The sequence below is a fragment of the Streptomyces iranensis genome, assembly GCF_017874715.1.
Classification (GTDB): Bacteria; Actinomycetota; Actinomycetes; order Streptomycetales; family Streptomycetaceae; genus Streptomyces; species Streptomyces iranensis.
Genome location: NZ_JAGGLR010000004.1, coordinates 163,948 through 187,383, shown reverse-complemented (window position 1 = coordinate 187,383; position 23,436 = coordinate 163,948). Strand labels below are relative to the sequence as shown.

The window sequence follows — 23,436 nt, the reverse complement described above, 5'->3', positions numbered from 1 at the left end:
TGTCCTAGTACCGCTTGCGGGCAGGATGGTGCGAGCGCGGTCCGCCACAACCCAAGGTGAAGGACTACCTGCCATGACGACGCCCACGATCGAGCTCAAGCCCTCCTCCCACCCCCTTCCAGCCGCCGAGCGGGAGAAGATCCTGGCCAACCCCGGATTCGGCCGCCACTTCACCGATCACATGGTGACGGTCAAGTGGACGGAGGGCCGTGGCTGGCACGAGGCCCAGCTCGTGCCGTACGCCCCGCTCTCGCTCGACCCGGCGAACATGACGCTGCACTACGCCCAGACGATCTTCGAGGGGCTCAAGGCGTACCGCCGGCCCGACGGCACCGTGGCCACGTTCCGCCCCGACCAGAACGCCGAGCGGTTCCAGACCTCCGCACGCCGCATGGGCATGCCGGAGCTCCCCGTCGAGACCTTCGTCGCGGCGTGTGACGCGCTGGTCACCCAGGACAAGGCGTGGGTGCCGGGCCACGGGGAGCAGTCCCTGTATCTGCGGCCCTTCATGTTCGCCACCGAGGTCGGGCTCGGCGTCCGGCCCGCCAACGAGTTCCTCTTCGTGGTGATCGCCTCCCCGGCCGGGGCCTACTTCCCCGGCGGTGTGCAGCCGGTCTCGGTCTGGCTCTCGGAGGAGTATGTCCGCGCCGCGCCCGGCGGCACCGGCGCGGCCAAGACGGGCGGCAACTACGCGGCCTCCCTGGTCGCCCAGGCGCAGGCCGCCGAGCAGGGCTGTGACCAGGTGGTCTGGCTGGACGCGATCGAGCGCCGCTGGATCGAGGAGATGGGCGGGATGAACCTGTACTTCGTGTACGGGGACCGCATCGTGACCCCCGAGCTGTCCGGTTCGCTGCTGCCGGGGATCACCCGCGCCTCGCTGCTGGAGATCGCCGCCGACCTCGGCTACGAGGTCACCGAGGGCCGGATCTCCGTCGACGACTGGCGCGAGGGCAACGCCGACGGGACCCTCACCGAGGTCTTCGCCTGCGGTACCGCGGCCGTGATCACCCCGGTCGGCTCGGTCAAGTCCGCTCGGGCGAGCTGGACGGTGGCCGACGGTGAGCCGGGCGAGGTGACGATGCGGCTGCGCAAGGCGCTGCTGGACGTCCAGACCGGCGCCGCCCCGGACCCGCATGGCTGGATGCACCCCCTGGGCTGACCTTCGGGCGTCACCTCGTTGACGCCGAGAGTTCGCATCCTGAGACGGATGAGAGCGCGGGGGCGGAATGTGCCAAACTGCTCCCGTGCTCTCGTTCGTCATGATTATTGGCAGCAGGCGCGCCGGTCCGCAGTGACCGCCCGTACGACCAGGTACGGGGCGGCCACCGTGCCCCAGACCCGCGCGCAGACCTCTCGCACCCGCGAGGGGTCTTTTCGTTTTCCGGACCATCCCGCCGGAGGCGAAGCGTGAGGGATCATAGGAGGGCGCGGAACCGGATATTCCGGTAGACCGAGATCCATCCGACAGGAGCCAGACCAACCATGAAGGATCTGCCCGACGACGGCTTCCATGTCTTCGACACCACCCTGCGCGACGGAGCGCAGCGCGAGGGCATCAGCCTCACGGTCGCGGACAAGCTGACCATCGCCCGTCACCTGGACGACTTCGGCGTGGGCTTCATCGAGGGCGGCTGGCCCGGTGCCAACCCGCGCGACACGGAGTTCTTCGCTCGGGCCCGCGCCGAGATCGACTTCAAACACGCCCAGCTGGTGGCGTTCGGCGCCACCCGCAAGGCGGGGGTGCGCGCCGAGGACGACGCCCAGGTCAAGGCGTTGCTGGAGTCCGGGGCGCCGGTGATCACCCTGGTGGCGAAGTCCCACGACCGCCATGTGGAGCTGGCCCTGCGCACCACGCTCGAGGAGAACCTCGCGATGGTCCGGGAGACCGTCGCCTACCTGCGGTCCCAGGGCCGCCGGGTCTTCCTCGACTGCGAGCACTTCTTCGACGGCTACCGCGCCAACGCCGGCTACGCCAAGCAGGTCGTCTCCGCCGCCCACGAGGCGGGCGCCGAGGTGGTGATCCTCTGCGACACCAACGGCGGCATGCTCCCCGGCCAGATCGACGCGGTGGTCCGCACCGTGCTGGCCGACACCGGGGCGCGGCTGGGTATCCACGCCCAGGACGACACCGGCTGCGCGGTCGCCAACACCCTCGCCGCCGTGGACGCGGGCGCCACCCACGTCCAGTGCACGGCCAACGGCTACGGCGAGCGGGTGGGCAACGCCAACCTCTTCCCGGTCGTCGCGGCCCTGGAGCTCAAGTACGGCCGCCGGGTGCTGCCGGAGGGCGCCCTGGAGGAGATGACCCGGATCTCGCACGCGATCGCCGAGGTCGTCAATCTGACGCCGTCCACTCACCAGCCCTATGTGGGTGTTTCCGCCTTCGCCCACAAGGCCGGACTGCACGCCTCCGCGATCAAGGTCGACCCGGATCTGTACCAGCACATCGACCCCGAGCGGGTCGGCAACACCATGCGGATGCTCGTCTCCGACATGGCCGGACGGGCGTCGATCGAGCTCAAGGGCAAGGAGCTGGGCATCGACCTCGGCGGCGACCGGGCGCTGGTGGGCCGGATCGTGGAGCGGGTCAAGGAGCGGGAGCTCGCGGGCTACACCTACGAGGCCGCCGACGCCTCCTTCGAGCTGCTGCTGCGCCAGGAGGTCGAGGGCCGTCCCCGCCGCTTCTTCCGCGTCGAGTCCTGGCGCGCGATCGTCGAGGACCGCCCGGACGGCACCCACGCCAACGAGGCCACCGTGAAGCTGTGGGCCAAGGGCGAGCGGATCGTCGCCACGGCGGAGGGCAACGGCCCGGTCAACGCCCTGGACCGGGCGCTGCGGGTGGGTCTTGAGCGGATCTATCCGCAGCTGGCGACGATGGAGCTGGTGGACTACAAGGTCCGCATCCTGGAAGGCAAGCACGGCACCGAGTCGACGACCCGGGTGCTGGTCGCCACCGCGGACGGCCAGGGGGAGTGGTCGACCGTGGGCGTCGGGGAGAACGTGATCGCCGCGTCCTGGCAGGCACTGGACGACGCCTACGCCTACGGGCTGCTGCGGGCCGGGGTGGACCCGCAGGAGTGACGCGCCGGCCGGCGCGAGGAGGCGGACGGTGCGGCGTCGGCGGCGGCCGGAGTAGGGTGCGGGGAGCGGAGCGCGGCCGACGTGCTCCGTTGCCCGATCCGGCCGCACGGCCGCTCCGGCGGACGCCGCCCATCCGGGTGGTCGCGCCCGCCCCTCACACCGTCACGGCCTGGAGGTTTGTGGGGTGCCGACAGGGCCGATAGTCCTTTAGGACACCAGGTAGTGGGAAAGCCGCTGTCCAGTTCTGTTCCGCCTGCCCACCAAAACGCCCTTGACGTTGTAGGGAATTGACATGCGTTTCCGGGGGCCCGGGAACGTACCGTCATTGCATGACCAATCTCGAAGGTGCGCCTGCTGAGGCGAGTGACGTTCGCGGGCGCGTCGCCGAGCTGCACGCGATTCGCGAGCAGGCTCGGCGTGGCCCGAGCGAGCGGGCGACCGAGGCCCAGAAGGCCAAGGGGAAGCTGACGGCTCGCGAGCGGATCGATCTGCTGCTTGACGAGGGGTCCTTCAACGAAGTGGAGCCGCTGCGGCGGCATCGTGCGACCGGGTTCGGTCTTGAGGCCAAGAAGCCTTACACCGACGGTGTCGTCACCGGCTGGGGGACCGTCCACGGACGGACGGTGTTCGTCTACGCACACGACTTCAGGATCTTCGGCGGGGCGCTGGGGGAAGCCCATGCCACCAAGATCCACAAGATCATGGACATGGCCATCTCGGCCGGGGCGCCGCTGGTGTCCCTCAACGACGGCGCCGGTGCCCGCATCCAGGAGGGCGTCTCGGCGCTCGCCGGTTACGGGGGCATCTTCCAGCGGAACACCAAGGCGTCCGGTGTCATCCCCCAGATCAGCGTGATGCTCGGCCCGTGCGCGGGCGGCGCGGCGTACTCCCCGGCGCTGACGGACTTCGTCTTCATGGTCCGGGAGACCTCGCAGATGTTCATCACCGGACCCGATGTGGTCCAGGCGGTGACGGGCGAGAAGGTCAGCCAGAACGGACTGGGCGGCGCGGATGTGCACGCCGAGACCTCGGGTGTGTGCCACTTCGCCTACGACGACGAGGAGACCTGCCTCGAGGAGGTCCGCTACCTCCTGTCGCTGCTGCCGCAGAACAACCGCGAGAACCCGCCGACCGTCGAGTCCGACGACCCGGCCTCCCGGCGCGGCGACTCGCTGCTGGACCTCGTCCCGGCCGACGGCAACCGGCCGTACGACATGCGCAAGGTCATCGAGGAGATCGTCGACGACGGCGAGTACCTCGAGGTCCACGAGCGCTGGGCGACCAACATCATCTGCGCGCTGACCCGGCTCGACGGCCAGGTGGCCGGCATCATCGCCAACCAGCCGCAGTCGCTGGCCGGGGTGCTGGACATCGAGGCGTCGGAGAAGTCCGCACGCTTCATCCAGATGTGCGACGCCTTCAACATCCCGCTGGTCACCTTCCTCGACGTGCCCGGCTTCCTGCCCGGTGTGGACCAGGAGCACGGCGGGATCATCCGGCACGGCGCCAAGATGCTGTACGCGTACTGCAACGCCACCGTGCCGCGGATCTCCGTCATCCTGCGCAAGGCGTACGGCGGCGCCTACATCGTGATGGACTCCCAGTCCATCGGGGCCGACCTGACCTACGCCTGGCCGACCAACGAGATCGCGGTGATGGGTGCCGAGGGCGCCGCCAACGTGATCTTCCGCCGTCAGATCTCCGGGGCCGACGACCCCGAGGCCATGCGCGCCCGCATGGTCAAGGAGTACAAGTCCGAGCTGATGCACCCGTACTACGCGGCCGAGCGGGGGCTGGTCGACGATGTGATCGACCCGGCCGAAACCCGTGAGGTCCTCATCCGGTCCCTGGCGATGCTGCGCGACAAGCACGCCGACCTGCCGTCCCGCAAGCACGGCAACCCGCCGCAGTAACCCTCACGTTCATGACCTCGCGCGGGACCCGCGCGACAAGGGAGAAGAGAAAACCGTGAGCACACCCAGCGATATCGCCGATCCCGCCGCCGCGGCGGCGGCCACCCTGGTCCGGGTCGAGAAGGGCCACGCCGACGCCGAGGAGCTCGCCGCGGTCACCGCGGTGCTGCTCGCCCGCGCGGCCGCCGGCACCCACCGGGCCGCCGGCTCCACCCGCCCGAGCCGCAGCGCCGCCCGCTGGCGCCGTCTGGAGCGCCGCCCGGCGTTCAGCGCGCCGCACAGCTGGCAGGGCTGACCGCGCCCCACAGGCGCCGCCGGGTCCGGACGGCCGCACACCGCCCGGACGCCCGAGAAGGCCCGCTGAAACGCACAAATCCCCTGTTCTCCTTCGGAGAGCAGGGGATTTTGGCTTCCGCCGTCGGCCTCGGCTAGCGCAGCCGGGCCATCAGCGCGTGCTCGACCAGGGTGATCAGCGCGCTCTTGGCCTCGCTGCGGTGGCGGGCGTCGGTGACGATGATCGGCGCGTCGGGGCCGATCTGGAGGGCCTCGCGGACCTCTTCGGGGTTGTAGGGCTGGTGCCCGTCGAAGCCGTTGAGGGCGATGACGAACGGCAGCCCGGAGTTCTCGAAGTAGTCGACCGCCGGGAAGCAGTCGGCGAGGCGGCGGGTGTCCACCAGGACGACCGCGCCGATGGCACCGCGGACCAGGTCGTCCCACATGAACCAGAAGCGGTCCTGGCCGGGCGTGCCGAACAGGTACAGGATCAGGTCCTGGTCCAGCGTGATGCGGCCGAAGTCCATGGCCACCGTGGTGGTGGTCTTGTCCGGCGCGTGGGTGAGATCGTCGATCCCCGCCGAGGCGGAGGTCATCACGGCTTCGGTGCGCAGCGGGTTGATCTCCGAGACCGCGCCGACGAACGTGGTCTTGCCCACGCCGAAGCCGCCCGCCACCACGATTTTCGCGGAGGTGGTGGAGCGGGCTGCACCGCTAGAGCTTGCGAAGTCCACTGAGCACCCTTTCGAGCAGTGTCACGTCAGGCTGACCGCCGGCGGTCTCGTCGCCGCCGGGCTGATGGATCGCGACGAGCCCCGCCTCGGCCAGGTCGGCTACGAGGATGCGGGCTACGCCGAGAGGAATGTTGAGCAGTGCGGAGATCTCGGCGACCGACTTGATCTCGCGGCACAGGTGGCAGATCCGCTGGTGCTCGGGCAGTTGGCCCTGGAGCTGAGCGGGGTCGGCCGTGGTGTGCACCAGCGCCTCGATGGCGAGCTGGTACCGGGGCCGGGTCCGGCCCCCTGTCATGGCGTACGGGCGCACCAGAGGGTTATGGGTGCCGCCCGCGGGGGAGGAAGGTTCCGGGGCTGGGCGCTGAGGCGGCTGTACGGGCTCGATACGGGGCGCGGGCGGCGCGTCGTACCAGGACCCCTCCGACTGCCTGGGAGGCGCGTAGGAGGGCGTGTACGGCTGTTGCTGGGGCCGCTGCGGCTGCCGCCGCGGGGGCTGCTGCTCCCGCTGGGGCTCCGGCTGCTGTGGCGAGCGGGCCTGGCGGCTGGGTGCGGAGGGGAAGTTGTAGCGCTTCACTGGGCCCTCTCCGCGCGGCTCGGACGGCTGCCCGTGGGCGTACGGATATCCGCTAGGGGGCGTTGCCACGTGTCCTCCTCCAACTCGCCTGTCTTGCCGGTCGCGCCACCGCACCCTATGGCGCGGTGGCGCGAAACGCACTCCATGTTTGCTAGTTGAGAAGACTGCCCTGCAATTCCGCGCGGAGGTCCGGGGTGAGGACGTTGCCCGCGCGATCGACCAGCAGGGCCATCTCGTAGCCGACGAGGCCGATGTCGCACTCGGGGTGGGCGAGCACGGCGAGGGAGGATCCGTCGGAGATCGACATGATGAAGAGGAACCCTCGTTCCATTTCGACGACGGTCTGGTTGACCACGCCGCCTTCGAAGATGCGGGAGGCTCCGGAGGTGAGCGAGGTCAGGCCGGAGGCCACCGCCGCCAGTTGATCGGCTCGGTCACGGGGGAAGCCTTCGGACATCGCCAGAAGGAGTCCGTCGGCGGAGACCACCACCGTGTGGGACACCCCGGGGGTGTTGTCCACGAAGTTCGTGATCAACCAGTTCAGGTTCTGCGCCGCCTGGCTCATCGGGCTCACACTAACGCTCCTGATCGTAGGTGCTGCCGGGGCCGAAGCCCTGTTGGTCATGCTGGTCACGCCCGGGGGTCCCGGATCTCGCGTCGCGTCCCCGCTGGACGCCGCGGCGCAGGTTGCTCAGCCTGCCGCGGACGTCCTCGGGGGCGCGGGAGACCTGGGGGCCGCCCTGTCCGGTCGGCTCCGCGGCGCCCTCGACCAGATTGGCCTTGGGCACCCGGCGGGGCAGGCCGGACGATGTGATCCCGCCGGCCTTCGGCTCGCGCAGCCGCTCGGCACGGTGCCAGCGCTGGTCGTTCTCCGACTGCCACGGGGCACCGTCCTCCTGCTGCTGGGGAGCCTGATAGGGCCGCTCCGGCGCCGCGGGCGCCGCCGGGTCCCCGACCATCCCCTGTGCCCCTATGTCCCCGGACGGCTGCCACTGCTTGCCACGACGCGGAAGCCCGGCGTCGGTCATCGAGTGGATTCCGCTCGGGGAGGGGCCCGGACGGTGGAACTCTACGCGGTCCCGGGAAACTTCGGGAGCGCTGGGTCCTGATTCCGCTTCGGTCCCGAACTGCGGCGCGAAGGGCATCTCGAAAGATCCGGAATCGCCCCACTCTCCCTGCTGAGGGGGTGAGTTGTAGCCGATGTACGGCTGCTGTTCGGATTCCGTTTGAGTTGTGTAATCCGCTTCCGGTTGCGTAAAGGCGGAATTCTGGTAGGCGGACTGCGCCAATGGATCGGAAACCGCCTGGTCATGCCGCGGATCCTGCTCCGGCGGGGTGGCCCCCATCCCGCTGTACTGGCCCAGGAACTGGTTCTGCCCCTGGTCCCGGTCGTAGGCGGAGTCGTCGAAGCCCAGCTCGGCGGCGGTGCGCGAGGACAGCTCGCTCGCGTCCTCGTAGCCGGGCGCGGGCCGCGGCTCGGGGACGATCCGGGAGACCGTGAAGTCGTCCTGGGGCAGCTCCTCGCCGCCACCGCCGTGGGTGATCGCCTCGGGCAGCATCACCAGCGAGGTGGTGCCCGCCAGCTCCCCGGAGGGGCGCAGCTGGACCCGGATGCCGTGCCGGTCGGCGAGGCGGCCGACCACGAACAGGCCCATGCGCTGGGACACCGAGGCGTCCACCGTCGGCGGATTGGCCAGCTTGTGGTTGATGTCGGCGAAGTCCTCGGCGGTGAGGCCGATGCCCTTGTCGTGGATCTCCACCACCACCCGGCCGTCGGGCAGCCGGGTCGAGGTGACCCGCACCTTGGTGTGCGGGGAGGAGAAGGTGGTGGCGTTCTCCAGCAGCTCGGCCAGGAGGTGCACCAGGTCGGTCACCGCGGTGCCGTGGATCTCGCTCTCGGAGATCCCGGCCAGCTCGATCCGCTCGTAGGACTCCACCTCCGAGGAGGAGGCCCGCAACACGTCGATCAGCGGCACCGGCTGGTTCCAGCGCCGGCCGGGCTCCTCGCCCGCGAGGATCAGGAGGTTCTCGCCGTTGCGCCGCATACGGGTGGCCAGGTGGTCCAGCCGGAAGAGGTGCTCCAGCTGGTCCGGATCGGCCTCCCGGCTCTCCAGTTCGGAGATCAGGGTCAGCTGCCGCTCGATCAGTCCCTGGTTGCGACTGGAAAGGTTGGTGAAGATCGCGTTGACGCCGCCGCGCAGCATCGCCTGCTCGGCCGCGAGCCGGATCGCCTCGCGGTGCACCTGGTCGAAGGCGCGGGCCACCTCGCCGATCTCGTCCCGGGTGTTGATCGGTATCGAGCTGACCCGGGTGTCCACCCGTCCGGGGTCGGTGCGGGAGAGCTGGCCGACCACCGCCGGCAGCCGCTTCTCGGCGACCTCGAAGGCGGCGTTGCGCAGTTGCCGCATCGAATGGCTCATCGAGCGGGCCATCCGGGCGGCCACGAAGAAGGCGGCGAGGAGCGCCAGCACCACGATCGCGCCGTTCACGATCGCATCGCGCCGGGCGTCCGAGGAGATCTGTGCCGCCTCGTCCACGGCCTTGTTCACCAGGGTCTGCTCGACATCCCGGTAGGCGTTGAACTTGATCGTGGAGGCGTTGAACCAGGAATCCGGGGTGACCCCCTGGGCGGCCAGCGCGGAGGGGCTCGCACCGCTGCCGATGGCCTTGAGCATCTTGTCCATGCCGGGCGGCGCCACGAACTTCCTTCCGGCCGCCTCGGCCTTCCGCTTCGCCTCGGCGATTTGCGTCTGCGCACGCTTCTCCGCCGCCGTGAGGGTGTCCTCGAGCCGGGTCACGTCCTGCGGGGTGCCGGCGGCCTCGAACTCCCCGAGCGCGATGCCCTCGAGGTAGACGTACGAGGTGAAGGCGGTGAGCTGGGTCTTGCGGTCGGTCGCGGACGGGCCGGGCTTCACCAGCAGATGGGTGCCGATGGAGCGCTGCAGCGACTCCGCGCCCTTGGCCAGGGATACCGCGTAGACGGTACGGCCGTATGACGTGATATTGCCGGTGCCCAGGCCCAGTTCATTGGCGAACTCGGTCAGCCCGTGCTCGACGGCCACATAGCCCTCTTCGGTCTTCACACCGTCGAGGCGGTCGGTGTAGGCGTTCCGGCGGAGGGTGGCCAGCTGCGGTTCGCTGGCTCTGAACGCTTTGAGGCGGCGTTTCAGGGCGGGTGTCTGCGGCATGTCGGCGACGGCCTTGTCGAAACCCTTCTTCGCCGCGTCGCTGGCGGCCCGTGCCTTGGCCACCGTGGCCTCGTTGGTGCCGCTGAGCAGCGGGCCCGCGGTCAGGTCGCGCTCGTTGACCAGGGCGTGGGCGTAGGTGGTGGCGGCCCGGACGACCTGAGCGGTGCGCTCGGCGTCCCGCGCCTCGTTCCAGGTGGAGACCGATGAGGCGACCTGGAAGCCACCGAAGACCAGGGCGACGAGCACGGGGATGAGCAGGATCGCGTACAGCCGGCCGCGCACCCGCCAGTTCCGAGGGGAGATCCGGCCACCACTGGGTGCGGCCGGCTCCGCTGCCTCGGCGGGCGACGCCGCTGTGCCTGTACGCGGCGGCGGGGTGAAGTTCCCTCGCGCCTCTTGCGCGGGGTCCGGCTTGCTTCGCCTCACTCGACCAACAACCTCTCGGCATCGGCACCTGAATCGTGCCGTTCCCAGCTGAGCCCTGACTGCCCAGTTCAGCGAATTCCAGCACGCCGCGCGGGTGCTTTCCAAACAGTGCGCAAAGCGCTCAGTGCGTTGTCTGGACCAGAGAAAAAAGGGGCGTTACGGATGAGATATGTCGAATACCGAACTATTTGAGTGCGCACCGGAGCTGCGCGATCGCGCTCTGTATCGAGAGTCGGTGCATATCTCTGTCGAAACGTTATGAAGGACGAGCGGGCCGTGTCGTTCGACACAGCCCGCCCTACGTCGGTTTTCCGACAACTTCCGGACGGCGGCCGCTACTTGAGTCGGGCCATCAGCGCATGCTCGACCAGCGTGATGAGCGCGCTCTTCGCCTCGCTGCGGTGGCGCGCGTCGGTGGTGATGATGGGAGTGTCCGGGCCGATCTGCAGGGCCTCGCGGACCTCTTCGGGGTTGTAGGGCTGCTGGCCGTCGAAGCCGTTGAGGGCGATGACGAAGGGCAGTCCGGAGTTCTCGAAGTAGTCGACCGCCGGGAAGCAGTCGGCCAGCCGGCGGGTGTCCACCAGGACCACGGCGCCGATCGCGCCGCGCACCAGGTCGTCCCACATGAACCAGAAGCGGTCCTGGCCGGGCGTGCCGAACAGGTACAGGATCAGGTCGTCGTCGAGTGTGATGCGGCCGAAGTCCATCGCCACGGTCGTCGTGGTCTTGTCCTGGACGTGGCTCAGATCGTCGATCCCCGCCGAGGCCGACGTCATCACGGCTTCGGTGCGCAGCGGATTGATCTCCGAGACCGCGCCGACGAACGTGGTCTTGCCCACGCCGAAGCCGCCCGCCACCACGATCTTCGCCGAGGTGGTCGCGCGGGAGGGGGGAGCACCGCTAGAGCTTGCGAAGTCCACTGAGCACCCTTTCGAGCAGTGTCACGTCCGGAGTTCCGCCCGCTTCCGAACCGCCCCCGGGCTGGTGGATCGCCACCATGCCGGCCTCCGCCAGGTCCGCCACCAGGATGCGTGCCACACCAAGGGGGATGTTCAGCAGCGCCGAGACCTCGGCGACCGACTTGACCTCCTGGCACAGGTGGCAGATCCGCTGGTGCTCGGGAAGGAGCCCCTGCAGATGCACGGGGTCGGCCGTCGTGCTGACCAGCGCCTCGATGGCGAGCTGGTAGCGGGGCCGGGTCCGGCCACCGGTCATGGCATAGGGGCGCACCAATGGCTGGTCGCCTTCACCCCCGTACGGCGATTGGTGATGGCCGCCGTACGGGCCGGGCGAGGCGGGGGGCGGGGTCATGGATCCTCCGGTCGGACAACAAGGTGACGGTGGTGCCGTCGGTCGGTGCCGGTGGGGGGCCGACCGGCCGTATGGCCGGGCGGGCGGGCGTCGGATGGTCGTTGGATCAGTTCAACAGGCTGCCCTGAAGTTCGGCACGCAGGTCCGGGGTGAGGACGTTGCCCGCGCGATCGACCAGCAGGGCCATCTCGTAGCCGACGAGGCCGATGTCGCACTCGGGGTGGGCGAGCACGGCGAGGGAGGATCCGTCGGAGATCGACATGATGAAGAGGAACCCTCGTTCCATTTCGACGACGGTCTGGTTGACCACGCCGCCTTCGAAGATGCGGGAGGCTCCGGAGGTGAGCGAGGTCAGGCCGGAGGCCACCGCCGCCAGTTGATCGGCTCGGTCACGGGGGAAGCCTTCGGACATCGCCAGAAGGAGTCCGTCGGCGGAGACCACCACCGTGTGGGACACCCCGGGGGTGTTGTCCACGAAGTTCGTGATCAACCAGTTCAGATTCTGCGCCGCCTGGCTCATCGGGCTCAACTAACGCTCCTGCTGGTAAGTCGGGCCAATGCCGCGATCATGGTTGTCGCCGAGTCCGGTACCGGCCCGGCGACCCTGCTGGATCCCACGGCGGAGGTTGGTCAGCCTTCCGCGTACATCATCGGGTGCGCGAGACACCTGCGGCCCAGTCCGTTCGGGCTGCTGCGGCTGCTGGTGTGCGGCGCCCTCCACGAGGTTTGCGCGCGGCACCCGCCGTGGCAACCCGGACGACGTGATACCGCCGGCCGCGGGTTCGCGGATCTGCTCGGCGCGGCGCCAGCGCTCGTCGTTGTGGGGCGACGTACGCCAGTGGGAGCCCGTGCTCCGGCCGCCCCGACCGGCGCCGCCCGGGGGGCCCGCCGAGGCGCCCGATCCGGCGAAGTCCGCCGTGCCCTGGGGCGCCGGCTGCGGCTCGCGGGGCGAGGGGGGCGGCACGGCCGAGGCGGGCCGGCCGGGGGTGGGCTCGGGCGCGGAGGGCGCGGACGGGTACGACCGGCCCCCGTCCCGCGGGCCCGAGTTGCCCGGGTCCACGACCTGGTGGTGATGCCAGGTCGACTCGATGGTGTCGAAGATCGGGGTACGGCCGTCGCCGGGACCGGCGGCGGGCGGCAGCGGGTCGTTCGTGCGCCGGCCGGACTCGCCCTGGGAGTCCTGGGGCAACGCGTACTCGCCGGTGCCGCTCATGTCCGGGCGGGGGAATTCGCCGGTGTCACCGGGGCCGCCCATGTTCGGGCGGGGGAATTCGCCGGTGTCGCCGGGACCGCCCACGTTCGGGCGGGGGAACTCACCCGTGTTGCCGGGGCCGCCCATGTTCGGGCGGGGGAACTCACCCGTGTTGCCGGGACCGCCCATGTTCGGACGCGGGAACTCGCCCGTGTCGCCGGGGCCGCGGCCGCCGCTCGGGGCGGTGTCCTCGAACCGGGGCTGGGCGTACTCACCGGTGTCGCTCGGGCCCTGGCCGAGCTCCGGACGGGCGTACTCACCGGTGTCGACCGGGCCGCGGCCGTAGTCGGGGCGGTTGAACTGGCCGGTGTCGGACAGCCCCTGCCCGGCCTGCGGCCCACCGGGCGCGCGGCGCGGCTCGAACATGCTGGGGCCGTCGGTCAGCTGCGGCAGTTCGCCGGTGTCGCCGGGGCCGCGGTTGCCGAACGGATCGCGCCGCGCCGACGGGCCGCCGAGCTCAGGACGGGCGAACTGGCCGGTGGACTCGTACTCCTCGTGCCCGCGCGGGGTGTCCCCGGCGTCGCGCGGCGTGCCCGGCCAGTCGTCCTCGCCGGACGCGCGGCGCGCACCCCAGCTGGTGCCGGGCTGCGCGGGGGCCGGAAGCTCGGGCGCGGGGCCGCGGGTGGGCAGCTGCGGGCGGCCGCCCTGGTCGCCTCCGTCGGCACGGGCCGGGGCTCCGGTCGGCGGGGCGACGGTCGGGTTCTCGCCGCGCGTCGGAAGCGGGGGACGGCCGGAGGGGGCGCCGGGGCCGCCCTGCTGACCGCCGGGACCGGAGGGGGCGTTGGTCCGGGGGGCGGGCGGCCGTCCGCCCTCGAAGAAGTTGGTGCCGCCGGACGGGGCGCCGCCCGAGGGGCCCGCACCCGCGCCGACCGGCCGGGTCGGCAGTCCGCTGCCGCCGCCGTTGCCCGGCAGCGCGGCGCGCGAACCGGAGCCCGGGACCTGGCGCCGCGAGGGCGCCGAGCCGAGCAGCCCCGCGCCGCCGCCCTGAGCACCGCCGGTGCCGGCGCCCGGCCCGCCCTGGCCGCCGGCGGCCTGCGGGGCCGGCTTCCGGCCGCCCTGGGCGACATCGACCGGCAGCATGACCAGCGCCGTCGTACCGCCCGAGTCGGACGGGCGGAGCTGGATGCGGATGCCGTGGCGCAGCGAGAGGCGGCCGACCACGAACAGGCCCATGCGCCGGGAGACCGACACATCGACGGTGGGCGGGGAGGCCAGCCGCTCGTTGATCGCCGCCAGGTCCTCGGGCGAGAGCCCGATACCGGTGTCGTGGATCTCGACCAGCACCCGCCCGTCGGGCAGCGCGTGACCGGTGACCTTGACCTTGGTCTGCGGCGAGGAGAAGGAGGTGGCGTTCTCCAGCAGCTCGGCGAGCAGGTGGACGAGGTCGTTGACGACCCGGCCCGCGACCTCGGTCGCCGGGACCGAGCTGAGCTCGATGCGCTCGTACTGCTCCACCTCGGAGGCGGCCGCGCGGAGCACGTCCACCAGCGGCACCGGGCGGGTCCACCGGCGGCCCGGCTCCTCGCCCGCGAGGACCAGGAGGTTCTCGCCGTTACGGCGCATACGGGTGGCGAGGTGGTCCAGCTTGAACAGCGAGGAGAGCTGGTCCGGGTCGGCCTCGCGGCTCTCCAGCTCGGAGATGAGCGAGAGCTGGCGCTGGATGAGGCCCTGGCTGCGGCGCGAGAGGTTGGTGAACATCGCGTTGACGTTGCCCCGCAGCAGCGCCTGCTCGGCGGCGAGCCGGACCGCCTCGCGGTGCACGTCGTCGAAGGCCGCGGCCACCTTTCCGATCTCGTCCCGGCTGTGCACACCGACGGACTCGACGGAGGTGTCCACATCCTGCGGATCGGACTCGGAGAGCTGCTTGACCAGTTCGGGCAGCCGCTTCTGGGAGACGTCCTGCGCGGTGTCCTGGAGGCGGCGCAGCGAGCGGACCATGGAGCGGGCGACGACGAAGGCGCCGACCAGGGAGACGCCGAGGACCAGCAGGATCAGCGCACCGTTGAGGATGGCGTCCTGCTGGGCGGAGTCGCGGAGCTCACGAGCCTTCTGCTGCATCTCGCTGAGCAGCGTTTCCTCGATCTTGCCCATCTCTTCGATCTTGATACTGTCCTGGTCGTACCAGTCAAGATCGGTCCGCTTCTCCGCCTTGAGCCCCTCGGGGTCGCGCACCGCGCGGTCGGCGTACATGGTCGCCGCCTTGATGTCGGGGCGGCTGTCCAGCGGTTCGAGCAGGTCCTCGGAGTTGCCCTGGCGGATCTGCTTGAAGCGGCCGAGCGCCTCGTTCTCCTTGTCCACCGCGGTCCTGGCGAAGCGGCGGTCGTTGGCGGAGAAGTCGGCGCCCTTGGGGTCGGCGAGAGCGGCGCTGATGAGCGCGCGCTGGATGGAGGCGTACTCCTTCGCGGAGGAGAAGGTGGCGAGCGCGCGGGTGTTGTTGATCATCGCGCGGTTGCTGGTCGCCTGCGCCATGTCCTGCGAGAGCGACAGCAGCGAGTTGATCAGCTCGTTGTAGTTCTGGACCGTCAGCGAGTAGTACTGGCTGTTGTCGTAGGCCGTGTCCCGGACCTCGTTGATCTTGCCGAGCTGACGGTCGATGTTGACGAGCGTGGACTGCACACCGGCCAGCGACTGGTCACCGGGGTCGATCTTGTGGGTGGCCTCGCGGAACGCCGCGATCGAGCGGTTGGTGTCCTCGCGGGTGGAGACGACCCGGTCGTCCTTGTCGTTGTCCTTGCCCGCCAGCGGACCTGCCGACTTGTCGCGCTCCTCCTGGAGCGCGCTGGCCAGCTGGGTGGCCTGCTGCGTCATCTCGGTGAGCAGCTTCATCTGGTCCAGCTGCTTGATGTTGTCCAGCGAGCCCTCGATGCGCAGCGCGCCCAGCGTGGTCGCGGCGACCACCGGGAGCGCCAGCAGGGAGACCAGTCGGGTGCTGATGCGCCAGTTGCGCAGGGCCATGCGACTGCCGGGCCCGGTGGGGCCGGAGGGCTTCGCCTTGGCCGGCGGCTCCGTGGCATCTCCGCCGCCGCCACCGCCGCTGGGCGCACTGATCCGGGTAGCGCTCTGCGCACCGGCATCGGGACTCTGGTCGCCCAGCGTCCTGCCGTTGCTTCCCTGGGCACGCTGGGGCGAGGAGCCGCGGTCGGTCGCGCCGCGCGGCTCCGGGTCCGCCGAAGCTTCCCCTCGGCCCTGGCGGGCCTGGGGAGCCTCCATACCATCCCTCTTGAAACGTCCCTGCACTAGCGTCGCAACCTCTGGACCAGGCGCCCCACCGGCTTGAGCGGCGGAGCGGTGTCGAGTCGTGGGGGACCGCGATCCCCCCTGTCGGTCGTGAGTGACCGGCGCGCATCCTTTCGTGTCGACAAGAGGAGCCCCCCGCCGCTCGGCGCCTCTGATCGTTGCGCCCCCGTGCGCGCCGGTGATTCCCGCGGCGGTCCCGGGAATTCCAGCACAGTGCCGGATGCTGCAACAAGGGCAATGGATAAGGCTGTGATGCGCGTGACGCTCAGTACGGACTTTATTACGGGACGTAGAAAGCCATGTCGGCGATAACGGACTTTCGCGTACGAATCGAATGGCGCAATCGAGTGTCCGGCTAGCGATGATCAAGAGCGGAACGTCAGGTTCGGGTACGCGATGTCCGTTTAGCGTGATTGGGCAACTGTCTTCTATGTCGCATTTGCCTGATCACTCGTGAGCAATATCACATGCCGGCGGCGACTTTTCCTGCGAATCGATGGGCAAGGCCGCCTCTAGCCTGACGCTTTACACGGCCGGAACGAACGACAAGAGCGAGGCGTACACCCCAGTGAAGACGACGATGATGTTCCGCTCCATAGCCAACCCGCGGCGCACCACCCTGGCGCATGTCAAGGACGTCCAAGAGCTCAAGGACGCCACGGACATCGCCATGGGCATCGAGGACACCGGCGCGCCCGAGGAGCAGCCGGAGCAGCGCGTCGATCTGCCCAACCGGACCGCGAACCCCAGGCGCACCGTGCTGACCGAGACCCCGGGCAACTGACCCCCGGGGCCGTGGTGGGCACCACCACCACGGGCGGCAGGCGGGACGGCGGCGCGCGGGACGCGGGGCGATAGCCTGGGGCGTCAGTCTCCAGCGAGTTCAGTCAGGAGCCAAGGCTTCCCGTGCGCATCGCCAGATTCTCCATCGACGGCAACGTCGCCTTCGGCGTGGTGGAGGGCGAACCGTCCGATCCGGACGGCCCCGTCATCGACATCATCAAGGGCCACCCCTTCGCCGAATTCGAGCGCTCGGGCCAGAAGGTCCCCCTGAGCAAGGTCCGGCTGCTGTCGCCCGTCCTGCCGAACAAGGTCGTCGGAATCGGGCGCAACTACGCCGAGCACGCGGCGGAGCTGGGCAACGAGGTCCCCGACGTCCCGGTCGTCTTCTTCAAGCCGTCCACCTCCGTGGTCGGCCCCGGCGACCCCGTCGCGTACCCCTCCTTCTCCTCCGAGGTCCACTACGAGGCCGAGCTTGCCGTGGTCATCGGACGGATGTGCCGCGAGGTTCCGCGTGACCGCGTCCAGGACGTCATCCTCGGCTACACCTGCGGCAACGACATCACGGCCCGCGACGCCCAGCGGCGCGAGAAGCAGTGGGCGCGGGCCAAGGGCTTCGACACCTCCTGCCCGCTGGGCCCCTGGGTGGAGACCGATATCGACCTGACGCGCGCCGGCGACCTCGGCATCATGTGCACCGTCAACGGTGAGCAGCGTCAGCTCGGCCGTACGAGCGAGATGGTGCGCCCGATCGAGGATCTGATCGTGCACATCACCGAGGCGATGACGCTGCTCCCCGGCGACGTCGTGCTCACCGGTACTCCGGCGGGCGTCGGCCCGCTCTCCGTCGGCGACGAGGTCGCCGTCACCATCGAAGGCATCGGCACTCTCACCAACAAGGTGATCAAGCGTGGCTAGCGCACCCTCCTCCGCCCCCGTGCGGGTTCGTTTCTGTCCCTCGCCGACCGGCAACCCCCATGTCGGCCTGGTCCGCACGGCCCTGTTCAACTGGGCCTTCGCCCGTCACCACGGCGGCACCCTGGTGTTCCGCATCGAGGACACCGACGCCGCGCGCGACTCCGAGGAGTCCTACACCCAACTGCTGGACGCCATGCGCTGGCTGGGTTTCGACTGGGACGAGGGCCCCGAGGTCGGCGGTCCGCACGCGCCCTACCGCCAGTCGCAGCGGATGGACCTCTACCGCGAGGTCGCGGAGAAGCTGCTGGAGGCGGGCCACGCCTACCGCTGCTACTGCACGGCCGAGGAGCTGGAGGAGCGCCGCGAGACGGCCCGCAAGGCCGGCCGGCCCTCCGGCTACGACGGGAAGTGCCGCACCCTGACCGCCGAGCAGATCGCGGGGTACGAGGCCGAGGGGCGCGCCTCGATCGTGCGCTTCCGGATGCCGGACGAGCCGATCACCTTCACCGACCTGGTGCGCGGTGAGCTGACCTTCGCCCCCGAGAACGTCACGGACTACGGGATCGTGCGGGCCAACGGCGCGCCCCTCTACACGCTCGTCAACCCCGTCGACGACGCGCTGATGGAGATCACGCACGTACTGCGCGGCGAGGATCTGCTCTCCTCCACCCCGCGGCAGATCGCGCTCTACCGCGCGCTTGCCGAGATCGGTGTGGGCGGCGGCACGGTGCCCTCCTTCGGGCACCTCCCGTATGTCATGGGCGAGGGCAACAAGAAGCTCTCCAAGCGCGATCCGCAGGCCTCGCTGAACCTCTACCGGGAGCGCGGCTTCCTCCCCGAGGGGCTGCTCAACTACCTCTCCCTGCTGGGCTGGTCGCTCTCCTCCGACCGGGACGTCTTCCCGCTGGAGGAGATGGTCGAGGCGTTCGACATCTCGGCGGTGAACGCCAACCCGGCGCGCTTCGACCTCAAGAAGGCCGAGGCGATCAACGCGGACCACATCCGGCTGCTGGACGTGAAGGCGTTCATCGAGCGTTGCGAACCCTGGCTGAGCGCCCCGCACGCGCCGTGGGCCCCGGAAGCCTTCGACGCGGCCGCCTTCGAGGCGCTTGCCCCGCTGGCCCAGACCCGGCTGACCGTCCTGTCCGACATCACCCCGAACGTGGACTTCCTCTTCCTTGCCGAGCCGGTGGCCGACGAGGCGTCCTGGACCAAGGCGATGAAGCCGGGCGCGGACGCGCTCCTGGCCTCGGTCCGCACCAGGCTCGCCGAGGCGGACTGGGACGCCGAGACGCTGAAGGCCGCGGTCCTCGCGGCCGGTGAGGAGCACGGCCTGAAGCTGGGCAAGGCCCAGGCGCCGCTGCGCGTCGCGGTCACCGGGCGCACGGTCGGACTGCCGCTGTTCGAGTCCCTGGAGGTCCTGGGCCGCGAGCGCACGCTGGCCCGGGTCGACGCGGCGCTGTCGAAGCTGGCCGGATAGGCGGCGTGAGGCGCCGCCCGTGCCCGCGAGGCGGCGCCACTCGCGGTGATACCCGTTTTGGTGGCCCGTCCACCATCGGGTAATGTTCTTCCTGCGCCGGACGGGCCGCCGAGAGGTCGGACCGGAGACGCGAACCAAACAAAACCCCTTACGGGGGTGGCGTTTTGGTGGGGTATGGTGTAATTGGCAGCACGAGTGATTCTGGTTCACTTAGTCTAGGTTCGAGTCCTGGTACCCCAGCAAGAGATCTCCTGGATGTCCGGTGGATCTCTTGATCAGAGCAGGACCAAGCCCCCGTTGTGTAGCGGCCTAGCACGCTGCCCTCTCAAGGCAGTAGCGCCGGTTCGAATCCGGTCGGGGGTACGGATCTCTTCGCAAGACGGAGATCGCTAGAGCCCCCGTTGTGTAGCGGCCTAGCACGCCGCCCTCTCAAGGCGGTAGCGCCGGTTCGAATCCGGTCGGGGGTACTGGTCTATACCATGGGCTATGGTGTAATTGGCAGCACGAGTGATTCTGGTTCATTTAGTCTAGGTTCGAGTCCTGGTAGCCCAGCGCAGCACCTGTGCTGATTCAGGCCCCCGTTGTGTAGCGGCCTAGCACGCCGCCCTCTCAAGGCGGTAGCGCCGGTTCGAATCCGGTCGGGGGTACCAGCGAAAAGCCCTCCGCGACAGCGGGGGGCTTTTTCGTGTCCCGTTCCTGCCCTCGGTCCCCGATCACTTCTCGAAGCGACGGCCGGATTCCTCGGTTTGCGCGAGCCGCCGCAGGCTGAGCAGCACCGGTTCGTAGAGCACCGTCAGTGCCACCACCGCCTCGACCCGCTCGGGCGGGGTGTCGTAGGTCTCCACCAGGTCCAGGTCGGCGACGGCCAGTTCGCCCGCCAGCCGGGCGTGCACCAGCAGATGCTCGGTGTCATGGGGGTACCCCAGGCGGTCCAGGGAGGCGATGGCCGCCACCAGCATCCGGTAGGCGGGGGAGGTGTCGCCCAGCTCCTGGCCGTGGGACCAGTCCATCCGCCGCAGCACCGCGTCCACCTGCGCACGGGCGCGCGCCGCGTGCGGATCGTCCTCGTCGGGCTCGGGGCCGTGCGGCAGTGCCCAGATCGCGGCTCCCATCCGGGCGTTCTGGCTGAGCGACTCGTCCTCGGAGGCCGCCAGCACCTCGCGCGCCGTGGCCACCGGCATCCGGCCGACCTGGATCAGCGAGCGCACCAGGCGCAGTCTGCGCAGATGCTCCTCGCCGTACTCGGCCTGGGTGGCGGTGATCCGCTCTCCCGGCGGCAGCAGTCGCTCGCGCAGGTAGTACTTGATCGTCGCGGTGGGCACTCCGCTGCGCTCGCTGAGCTCCGCCAGTCGCATCCCTGTTGCACCTTCCGTTGGAGAGTGGCACTATCTAAGTACTGGATAGCGCCGCTATCCAAGTCTATCCCGGACGTGGGGAACGAGGGGATCACCATGGGTGCCGAGCTGCTCGCCGGCCGTATGACCGCCGAGGCCGAGGGGGAGGTCACCGTCTTCCTGATCGGCATGCGCATCAACCGCTTCCGTGCGCTGCGGAGCTGGCTGCCGGTCTTCCGGGCGATGCCGCGGATGCTCCGCGAGCTGTCGCGGGACGGGGAGAGCGGGATGCTGGGCTATCAGCTGCTGTTCGGCGCGCCGCGGGTGCTCTACGTGGTCCAGTACTGGGACTCGCACGAGCGGCTGCTGGAGTACTCGGTGGCCCAGGACAAGGAGCACCGCCCCGCCTGGGCGGCGTTCAACCGCCGGCTGCGAGAGGGCCGGGGCAAGGTCGGCTTCTGGCACGAGACCTATGTCGTACCGGCCGGGGCGCACGAGGCGGTCTACATCAACATGCCGGCGTTCGGCCTGGGCAAGGCCACCGGAGTCGTCCCGGTCGGCCGCCGCGGGGACCGTGCGGCCGACCGGCTGAGATTGAACACGGCGTAATAGGGCGCCATGGGCGCCGTAAGGCGCTCATCAGTTGCCCCGGCGGAGGGCGTCCGTCAGGCGTGCCGCCGCGTCGATGACCGCCTGGGCGTGCATGCGGCCCGGGTGGCGGGTCAGCCGCTCGATCGGTCCGGAGACCGAGACGGCGGCGACCACGCGGTTGGACGGGCCGCGCACGGGCGCCGAGACGGACGCCACGCCCGGCTCCCGCTCGCCGATCGACTGGGCCCAGCCCCGCCGCCGTACGCCCGACAGGGCCGTGGCGGTGAAGCGGGCGCCCTGGAGTCCGCGGTGCAGCCGCTCGGGCTCCTCCCAGGCCATCAGCACCTGGGCGGCCGAGCCGGCCTTCATGGGGAGTGTGGAGCCGACCGGCACGGTGTCCCGCAGTCCGGACAGCCGCTCGGCCGCGGCGACACAGATGCGCATGTCTCCCTGGCGCCGGTAGAGCTGCGCGCTCTCGCCGGTCACGTCCCGGAGGTGGGTGAGTACGGGCCCGGCCGTGGCGAGCAGCCGGTCCTCGCCCGCGGCCGCCGCCAGCTCGGCCAGGCGGGGGCCCAGAATGAAGCGCCCCTGCATGTCACGTGCCACCATCCGGTGGTGCTCGAGTGCCACCGCCAGCCGGTGTGCCGTCGGGCGGGCGAGGCCGGTCGCCCCGACCAGCCCGGCGAGGGTGGCCGGACCGGACTCAAGGGCGCTCAGAACCAGAGCCGCCTTGTCGAGAACGCCGACACCGCTAGTGTTGTCCATGGGACGATACTCACGTCTCACAGTGTGAAACGCAAGTTCAATTTCCGGGGATACCCGCCACCCTGTAAATGGCGGGCCCGCGGACCAGGGCACGCACTCGACTCGAGTTTGGGCCGGCGCTGGCGCCGGCCGGAGGGACAGCGATGGGACGGACACTCGCGGAGAAGGTCTGGGACGACCATGTCGTCCGGCGCGCCGAAGGCGAGCCTGACCTGCTTTTCATCGATCTGCATCTGCTGCACGAGGTGACCAGCCCGCAGGCGTTCGACGGCCTGCGCAAGGCCGGCCGTACGGTCCGTCGTACCGATCTCACCCTCGCGACCGAGGACCACAACACCCCCACCCTCGACATCGACAAGCCGATCGCGGACCCCGTCTCGCGCGCCCAGTTGGAGACGCTGCGCAAGAACTGTGCGGAGTTCGGTGTCCGGCTGCACCCGCTCGGCGATGTCGAGCAGGGCGTCGTCCACGTGGTGGGACCGCAGCTGGGACTGACCCAGCCGGGCACGACCGTGGTCTGCGGTGACAGCCACACCTCGACCCACGGCGCCTTCGGCGCGCTCGCGTTCGGCATCGGCACCAGCCAGGTCGAGCATGTGCTGGCGACGCAGACGCTGCCGCTCGCGCCGTTCAAGACCATGGCGATCACCGTCGAGGGTGAGCTGCCCGAGAGCGTCACCGCCAAGGATCTGATCCTGGCGATCATCGCGAAGATCGGCACCGGCGGCGGCCAGGGTTATGTGATCGAGTACCGCGGCCCGGCCATCGAGAAGCTCTCGATGGAGGCCCGGATGACCGTGTGCAACATGTCCATCGAGGCGGGCGCCCGCGCGGGCATGATCGCCCCGGACGAGACGACCTTCGCCTATCTGGAGGGCCGCCCGCACGCGCCCCAGGGTGCCGACTGGGACGCCGCCGTCGCGTACTGGCGCACCCTGCGCGGTGACGACGACGCGGTCTTCGACCGTGAGGTCGTCATCGACGCCTCCGAACTCGCCCCGTTCGTCACCTGGGGCACCAACCCGGGCCAGGGCGCGCCGCTGTCGGAGTCGGTCCCGGACCCGGCCTCCTTCGAGGACGCCAGCGAGAGCTACGCCGCCGAGAAGGCCCTGGAGTACATGGGCCTGACGGCCGGTCAGCCGCTGCGCGACATCAAGGTGGACACGGTCTTCGTCGGCTCCTGCACCAACGGGCGCATCGAGGACCTGCGCTCCGCCGCCTCGGTGCTGTCCGGCCGTGCGGTGGCCGACGGCGTACGGATGTTGGTGGTCCCCGGTTCGGTGCGGGTCGCCCTCCAGGCCGTCGAGGAGGGGCTGGACAAGGTGTTCACCGCCGCGGGGGCCGAATGGCGGCACGCGGGCTGCTCGATGTGCCTGGGCATGAACCCCGACCAGCTCGCGCCCGGTGAGCGGTCGGCGTCCACGTCCAACCGCAACTTCGAGGGCCGGCAGGGCAAGGGCGGCCGGACCCACCTGGTCTCGCCGCAGGTCGCCGCCGCCACCGCGGTGCTGGGCCATCTGGCCTCGCCCGCCGACCTGTCCGACGCCGCCGTATCGACTCCCGTGGGGGCCTGAGCAGT

At 70.2% G+C, this 23,436-nt stretch carries 19 protein-coding genes and 5 tRNA genes; 14 read left to right on the top strand and 10 right to left on the bottom strand.

Going from position 1 to position 23,436, the window contains the following annotated elements:
- Nucleotides 1-73 precede the first annotated feature (73 nt).
- From J2Z30_RS08860 to J2Z30_RS08845, 4 genes are all read left to right on the top strand, one after another.
- Nucleotides 74-1,159, top strand: a complete 1,086-nt coding sequence (locus J2Z30_RS08860) for a branched-chain amino acid aminotransferase (protein WP_044569606.1) — start codon at nt 74-76, stop codon at nt 1,157-1,159.
- A 323-nt stretch (nt 1,160-1,482) separates the two neighbouring features.
- Complete coding sequence (gene cimA, locus J2Z30_RS08855) at nt 1,483-3,081, top strand: citramalate synthase (protein WP_044569605.1); 1,599 nt, start codon at nt 1,483-1,485, stop codon at nt 3,079-3,081.
- 329 nt (nt 3,082-3,410) lie between these two features.
- Nucleotides 3,411-4,994, top strand: coding sequence for an acyl-CoA carboxylase subunit beta (locus J2Z30_RS08850; protein WP_044569604.1), 1,584 nt, complete (start codon nt 3,411-3,413; stop codon nt 4,992-4,994).
- A gap of 55 nt (nt 4,995-5,049) precedes the next feature.
- Complete coding sequence (locus J2Z30_RS08845; protein ID WP_078956611.1) at nt 5,050-5,289, top strand: acyl-CoA carboxylase subunit epsilon; 240 nt, start codon at nt 5,050-5,052, stop codon at nt 5,287-5,289.
- 133 nt (nt 5,290-5,422) lie between these two features.
- Here J2Z30_RS08845 and J2Z30_RS08840 read toward each other — a convergent pair whose 3' ends face one another.
- The 8 genes from J2Z30_RS08840 to J2Z30_RS08805 form a co-directional block, all read right to left on the bottom strand.
- Nucleotides 5,423-6,001 carry a GTP-binding protein gene (locus tag J2Z30_RS08840; protein ID WP_078956610.1) on the bottom strand — a complete coding sequence of 193 codons (579 nt, stop codon included), beginning with the start codon at nt 5,999-6,001 and terminating at the stop codon, nt 5,423-5,425.
- Nucleotides 5,982-6,644: a DUF742 domain-containing protein gene (locus tag J2Z30_RS08835; RefSeq protein WP_063790901.1), complete on the bottom strand. Its 663-nt coding sequence runs from the start codon at nt 6,642-6,644 to the stop codon at nt 5,982-5,984. Before J2Z30_RS08835 ends, J2Z30_RS08840 begins: the two co-directional genes overlap by 20 nt.
- A gap of 82 nt (nt 6,645-6,726) precedes the next feature.
- On the bottom strand, nt 6,727-7,140 hold the full coding sequence (locus J2Z30_RS08830; protein WP_020868201.1) for a roadblock/LC7 domain-containing protein: 414 nt from the start codon (nt 7,138-7,140) through the stop codon (nt 6,727-6,729).
- A gap of 10 nt (nt 7,141-7,150) precedes the next feature.
- A complete protein-coding gene (locus tag J2Z30_RS08825) occupies nt 7,151-10,189 on the bottom strand; it encodes a nitrate- and nitrite sensing domain-containing protein (RefSeq protein WP_063790899.1) in 3,039 nt (1,012 codons plus the stop codon).
- Nucleotides 10,190-10,524: 335 nt separating this feature from the next.
- Nucleotides 10,525-11,109 (bottom strand): GTP-binding protein, encoded by a 585-nt coding sequence (locus J2Z30_RS08820; RefSeq protein ID WP_078956609.1) that lies wholly within the window; start codon nt 11,107-11,109, stop codon nt 10,525-10,527.
- On the bottom strand, nt 11,090-11,500 hold the full coding sequence (locus J2Z30_RS08815) for a DUF742 domain-containing protein (protein ID WP_014055140.1): 411 nt from the start codon (nt 11,498-11,500) through the stop codon (nt 11,090-11,092). The genes J2Z30_RS08820 and J2Z30_RS08815 overlap by 20 nt, the downstream gene beginning before the upstream one ends.
- Nucleotides 11,501-11,606: 106 nt before the next feature.
- On the bottom strand, nt 11,607-12,020 hold the full coding sequence (locus J2Z30_RS08810) for a roadblock/LC7 domain-containing protein (RefSeq protein ID WP_020868201.1): 414 nt from the start codon (nt 12,018-12,020) through the stop codon (nt 11,607-11,609).
- Between the two features lie 9 nt (nt 12,021-12,029).
- Nucleotides 12,030-15,962 (bottom strand): sensor histidine kinase, encoded by a 3,933-nt coding sequence (locus J2Z30_RS08805; RefSeq protein ID WP_044569601.1) that lies wholly within the window; start codon nt 15,960-15,962, stop codon nt 12,030-12,032.
- A 595-nt stretch (nt 15,963-16,557) separates the two neighbouring features.
- Between J2Z30_RS08805 and J2Z30_RS08800 the strand changes: the two genes are divergently transcribed.
- The 8 genes from J2Z30_RS08800 (at nt 16,558) to J2Z30_RS08765 (ending at nt 19,817) form a co-directional block, all read left to right on the top strand.
- Nucleotides 16,558-16,773 (top strand): hypothetical protein, encoded by a 216-nt coding sequence (locus J2Z30_RS08800; protein ID WP_044569599.1) that lies wholly within the window; start codon nt 16,558-16,560, stop codon nt 16,771-16,773.
- A gap of 122 nt (nt 16,774-16,895) precedes the next feature.
- Nucleotides 16,896-17,687 carry a fumarylacetoacetate hydrolase family protein gene (locus tag J2Z30_RS08795; protein ID WP_044569598.1) on the top strand — a complete coding sequence of 264 codons (792 nt, stop codon included), beginning with the start codon at nt 16,896-16,898 and terminating at the stop codon, nt 17,685-17,687.
- Nucleotides 17,680-19,167, top strand: a complete 1,488-nt coding sequence (gltX, locus tag J2Z30_RS08790; RefSeq protein ID WP_044569597.1) for a glutamate--tRNA ligase — start codon at nt 17,680-17,682, stop codon at nt 19,165-19,167. The genes J2Z30_RS08795 and gltX overlap by 8 nt, the downstream gene beginning before the upstream one ends.
- A 168-nt stretch (nt 19,168-19,335) precedes the next feature.
- Nucleotides 19,336-19,407: transfer RNA gene (locus tag J2Z30_RS08785), tRNA-Gln, on the top strand.
- Between the two features lie 50 nt (nt 19,408-19,457).
- Nucleotides 19,458-19,530: transfer RNA gene (locus J2Z30_RS08780), tRNA-Glu, on the top strand.
- Between the two features lie 31 nt (nt 19,531-19,561).
- Nucleotides 19,562-19,634 (top strand) — tRNA-Glu (locus tag J2Z30_RS08775).
- A gap of 13 nt (nt 19,635-19,647) precedes the next feature.
- A tRNA-Gln gene (locus tag J2Z30_RS08770) sits at nt 19,648-19,719 on the top strand.
- Between the two features lie 22 nt (nt 19,720-19,741).
- Nucleotides 19,742-19,817: transfer RNA gene (locus J2Z30_RS08765), tRNA-Glu, on the top strand.
- A gap of 63 nt (nt 19,818-19,880) precedes the next feature.
- Here J2Z30_RS08765 and J2Z30_RS08760 read toward each other — a convergent pair.
- A complete protein-coding gene (locus J2Z30_RS08760; protein ID WP_044569596.1) occupies nt 19,881-20,522 on the bottom strand; it encodes a MerR family transcriptional regulator in 642 nt (213 codons plus the stop codon).
- Nucleotides 20,523-20,618: 96 nt separating this feature from the next.
- On the opposite strand from J2Z30_RS08760, the gene J2Z30_RS08755 reads away from it, so the two are divergent.
- On the top strand, nt 20,619-21,110 hold the full coding sequence (locus J2Z30_RS08755; RefSeq protein WP_209468614.1) for a DUF4188 domain-containing protein: 492 nt from the start codon (nt 20,619-20,621) through the stop codon (nt 21,108-21,110).
- A 30-nt stretch (nt 21,111-21,140) separates the two neighbouring features.
- On the opposite strand, the gene ndgR is transcribed toward J2Z30_RS08755, so the two are convergent.
- Nucleotides 21,141-21,857, bottom strand: a complete 717-nt coding sequence (gene ndgR, locus J2Z30_RS08750) for an IclR family transcriptional regulator NdgR (protein ID WP_030834082.1) — start codon at nt 21,855-21,857, stop codon at nt 21,141-21,143.
- Between the two features lie 143 nt (nt 21,858-22,000).
- Here ndgR and leuC point away from each other — a divergent pair, with 143 nt between their 5' ends.
- The gene (leuC, locus tag J2Z30_RS08745; protein ID WP_044569595.1) at nt 22,001-23,431 is read left to right on the top strand and encodes a 3-isopropylmalate dehydratase large subunit; all 1,431 of its coding nucleotides are present in this window, start codon (nt 22,001-22,003) and stop codon (nt 23,429-23,431) included.
- Nucleotides 23,432-23,436 lie beyond the last annotated feature (5 nt).

Coding starts and splice junctions, on each gene's coding strand:
- J2Z30_RS08860 (WP_044569606.1), top strand. CDS start 74: ATGACGACGCCCACGATCGAGCTCAAGCCCTCCTCCCACCCCCTTCCA.
- cimA (WP_044569605.1), top strand. CDS start 1,483: ATGAAGGATCTGCCCGACGACGGCTTCCATGTCTTCGACACCACCCTG.
- J2Z30_RS08850 (WP_044569604.1), top strand. CDS start 3,411: ATGACCAATCTCGAAGGTGCGCCTGCTGAGGCGAGTGACGTTCGCGGG.
- J2Z30_RS08830 (WP_020868201.1), bottom strand. CDS start 7,140: ATGAGCCAGGCGGCGCAGAACCTGAACTGGTTGATCACGAACTTCGTG.
- J2Z30_RS08815 (WP_014055140.1), bottom strand. CDS start 11,500: ATGACCCCGCCCCCCGCCTCGCCCGGCCCGTACGGCGGCCATCACCAA.
- J2Z30_RS08810 (WP_020868201.1), bottom strand. CDS start 12,020: ATGAGCCAGGCGGCGCAGAATCTGAACTGGTTGATCACGAACTTCGTG.
- J2Z30_RS08805 (WP_044569601.1), bottom strand. CDS start 15,962: ATGGAGGCTCCCCAGGCCCGCCAGGGCCGAGGGGAAGCTTCGGCGGAC.
- J2Z30_RS08760 (WP_044569596.1), bottom strand. CDS start 20,522: ATGCGACTGGCGGAGCTCAGCGAGCGCAGCGGAGTGCCCACCGCGACG.
- J2Z30_RS08755 (WP_209468614.1), top strand. CDS start 20,619: ATGGGTGCCGAGCTGCTCGCCGGCCGTATGACCGCCGAGGCCGAGGGG.
- ndgR (WP_030834082.1), bottom strand. CDS start 21,857: ATGGACAACACTAGCGGTGTCGGCGTTCTCGACAAGGCGGCTCTGGTT.
- leuC (WP_044569595.1), top strand. CDS start 22,001: ATGGGACGGACACTCGCGGAGAAGGTCTGGGACGACCATGTCGTCCGG.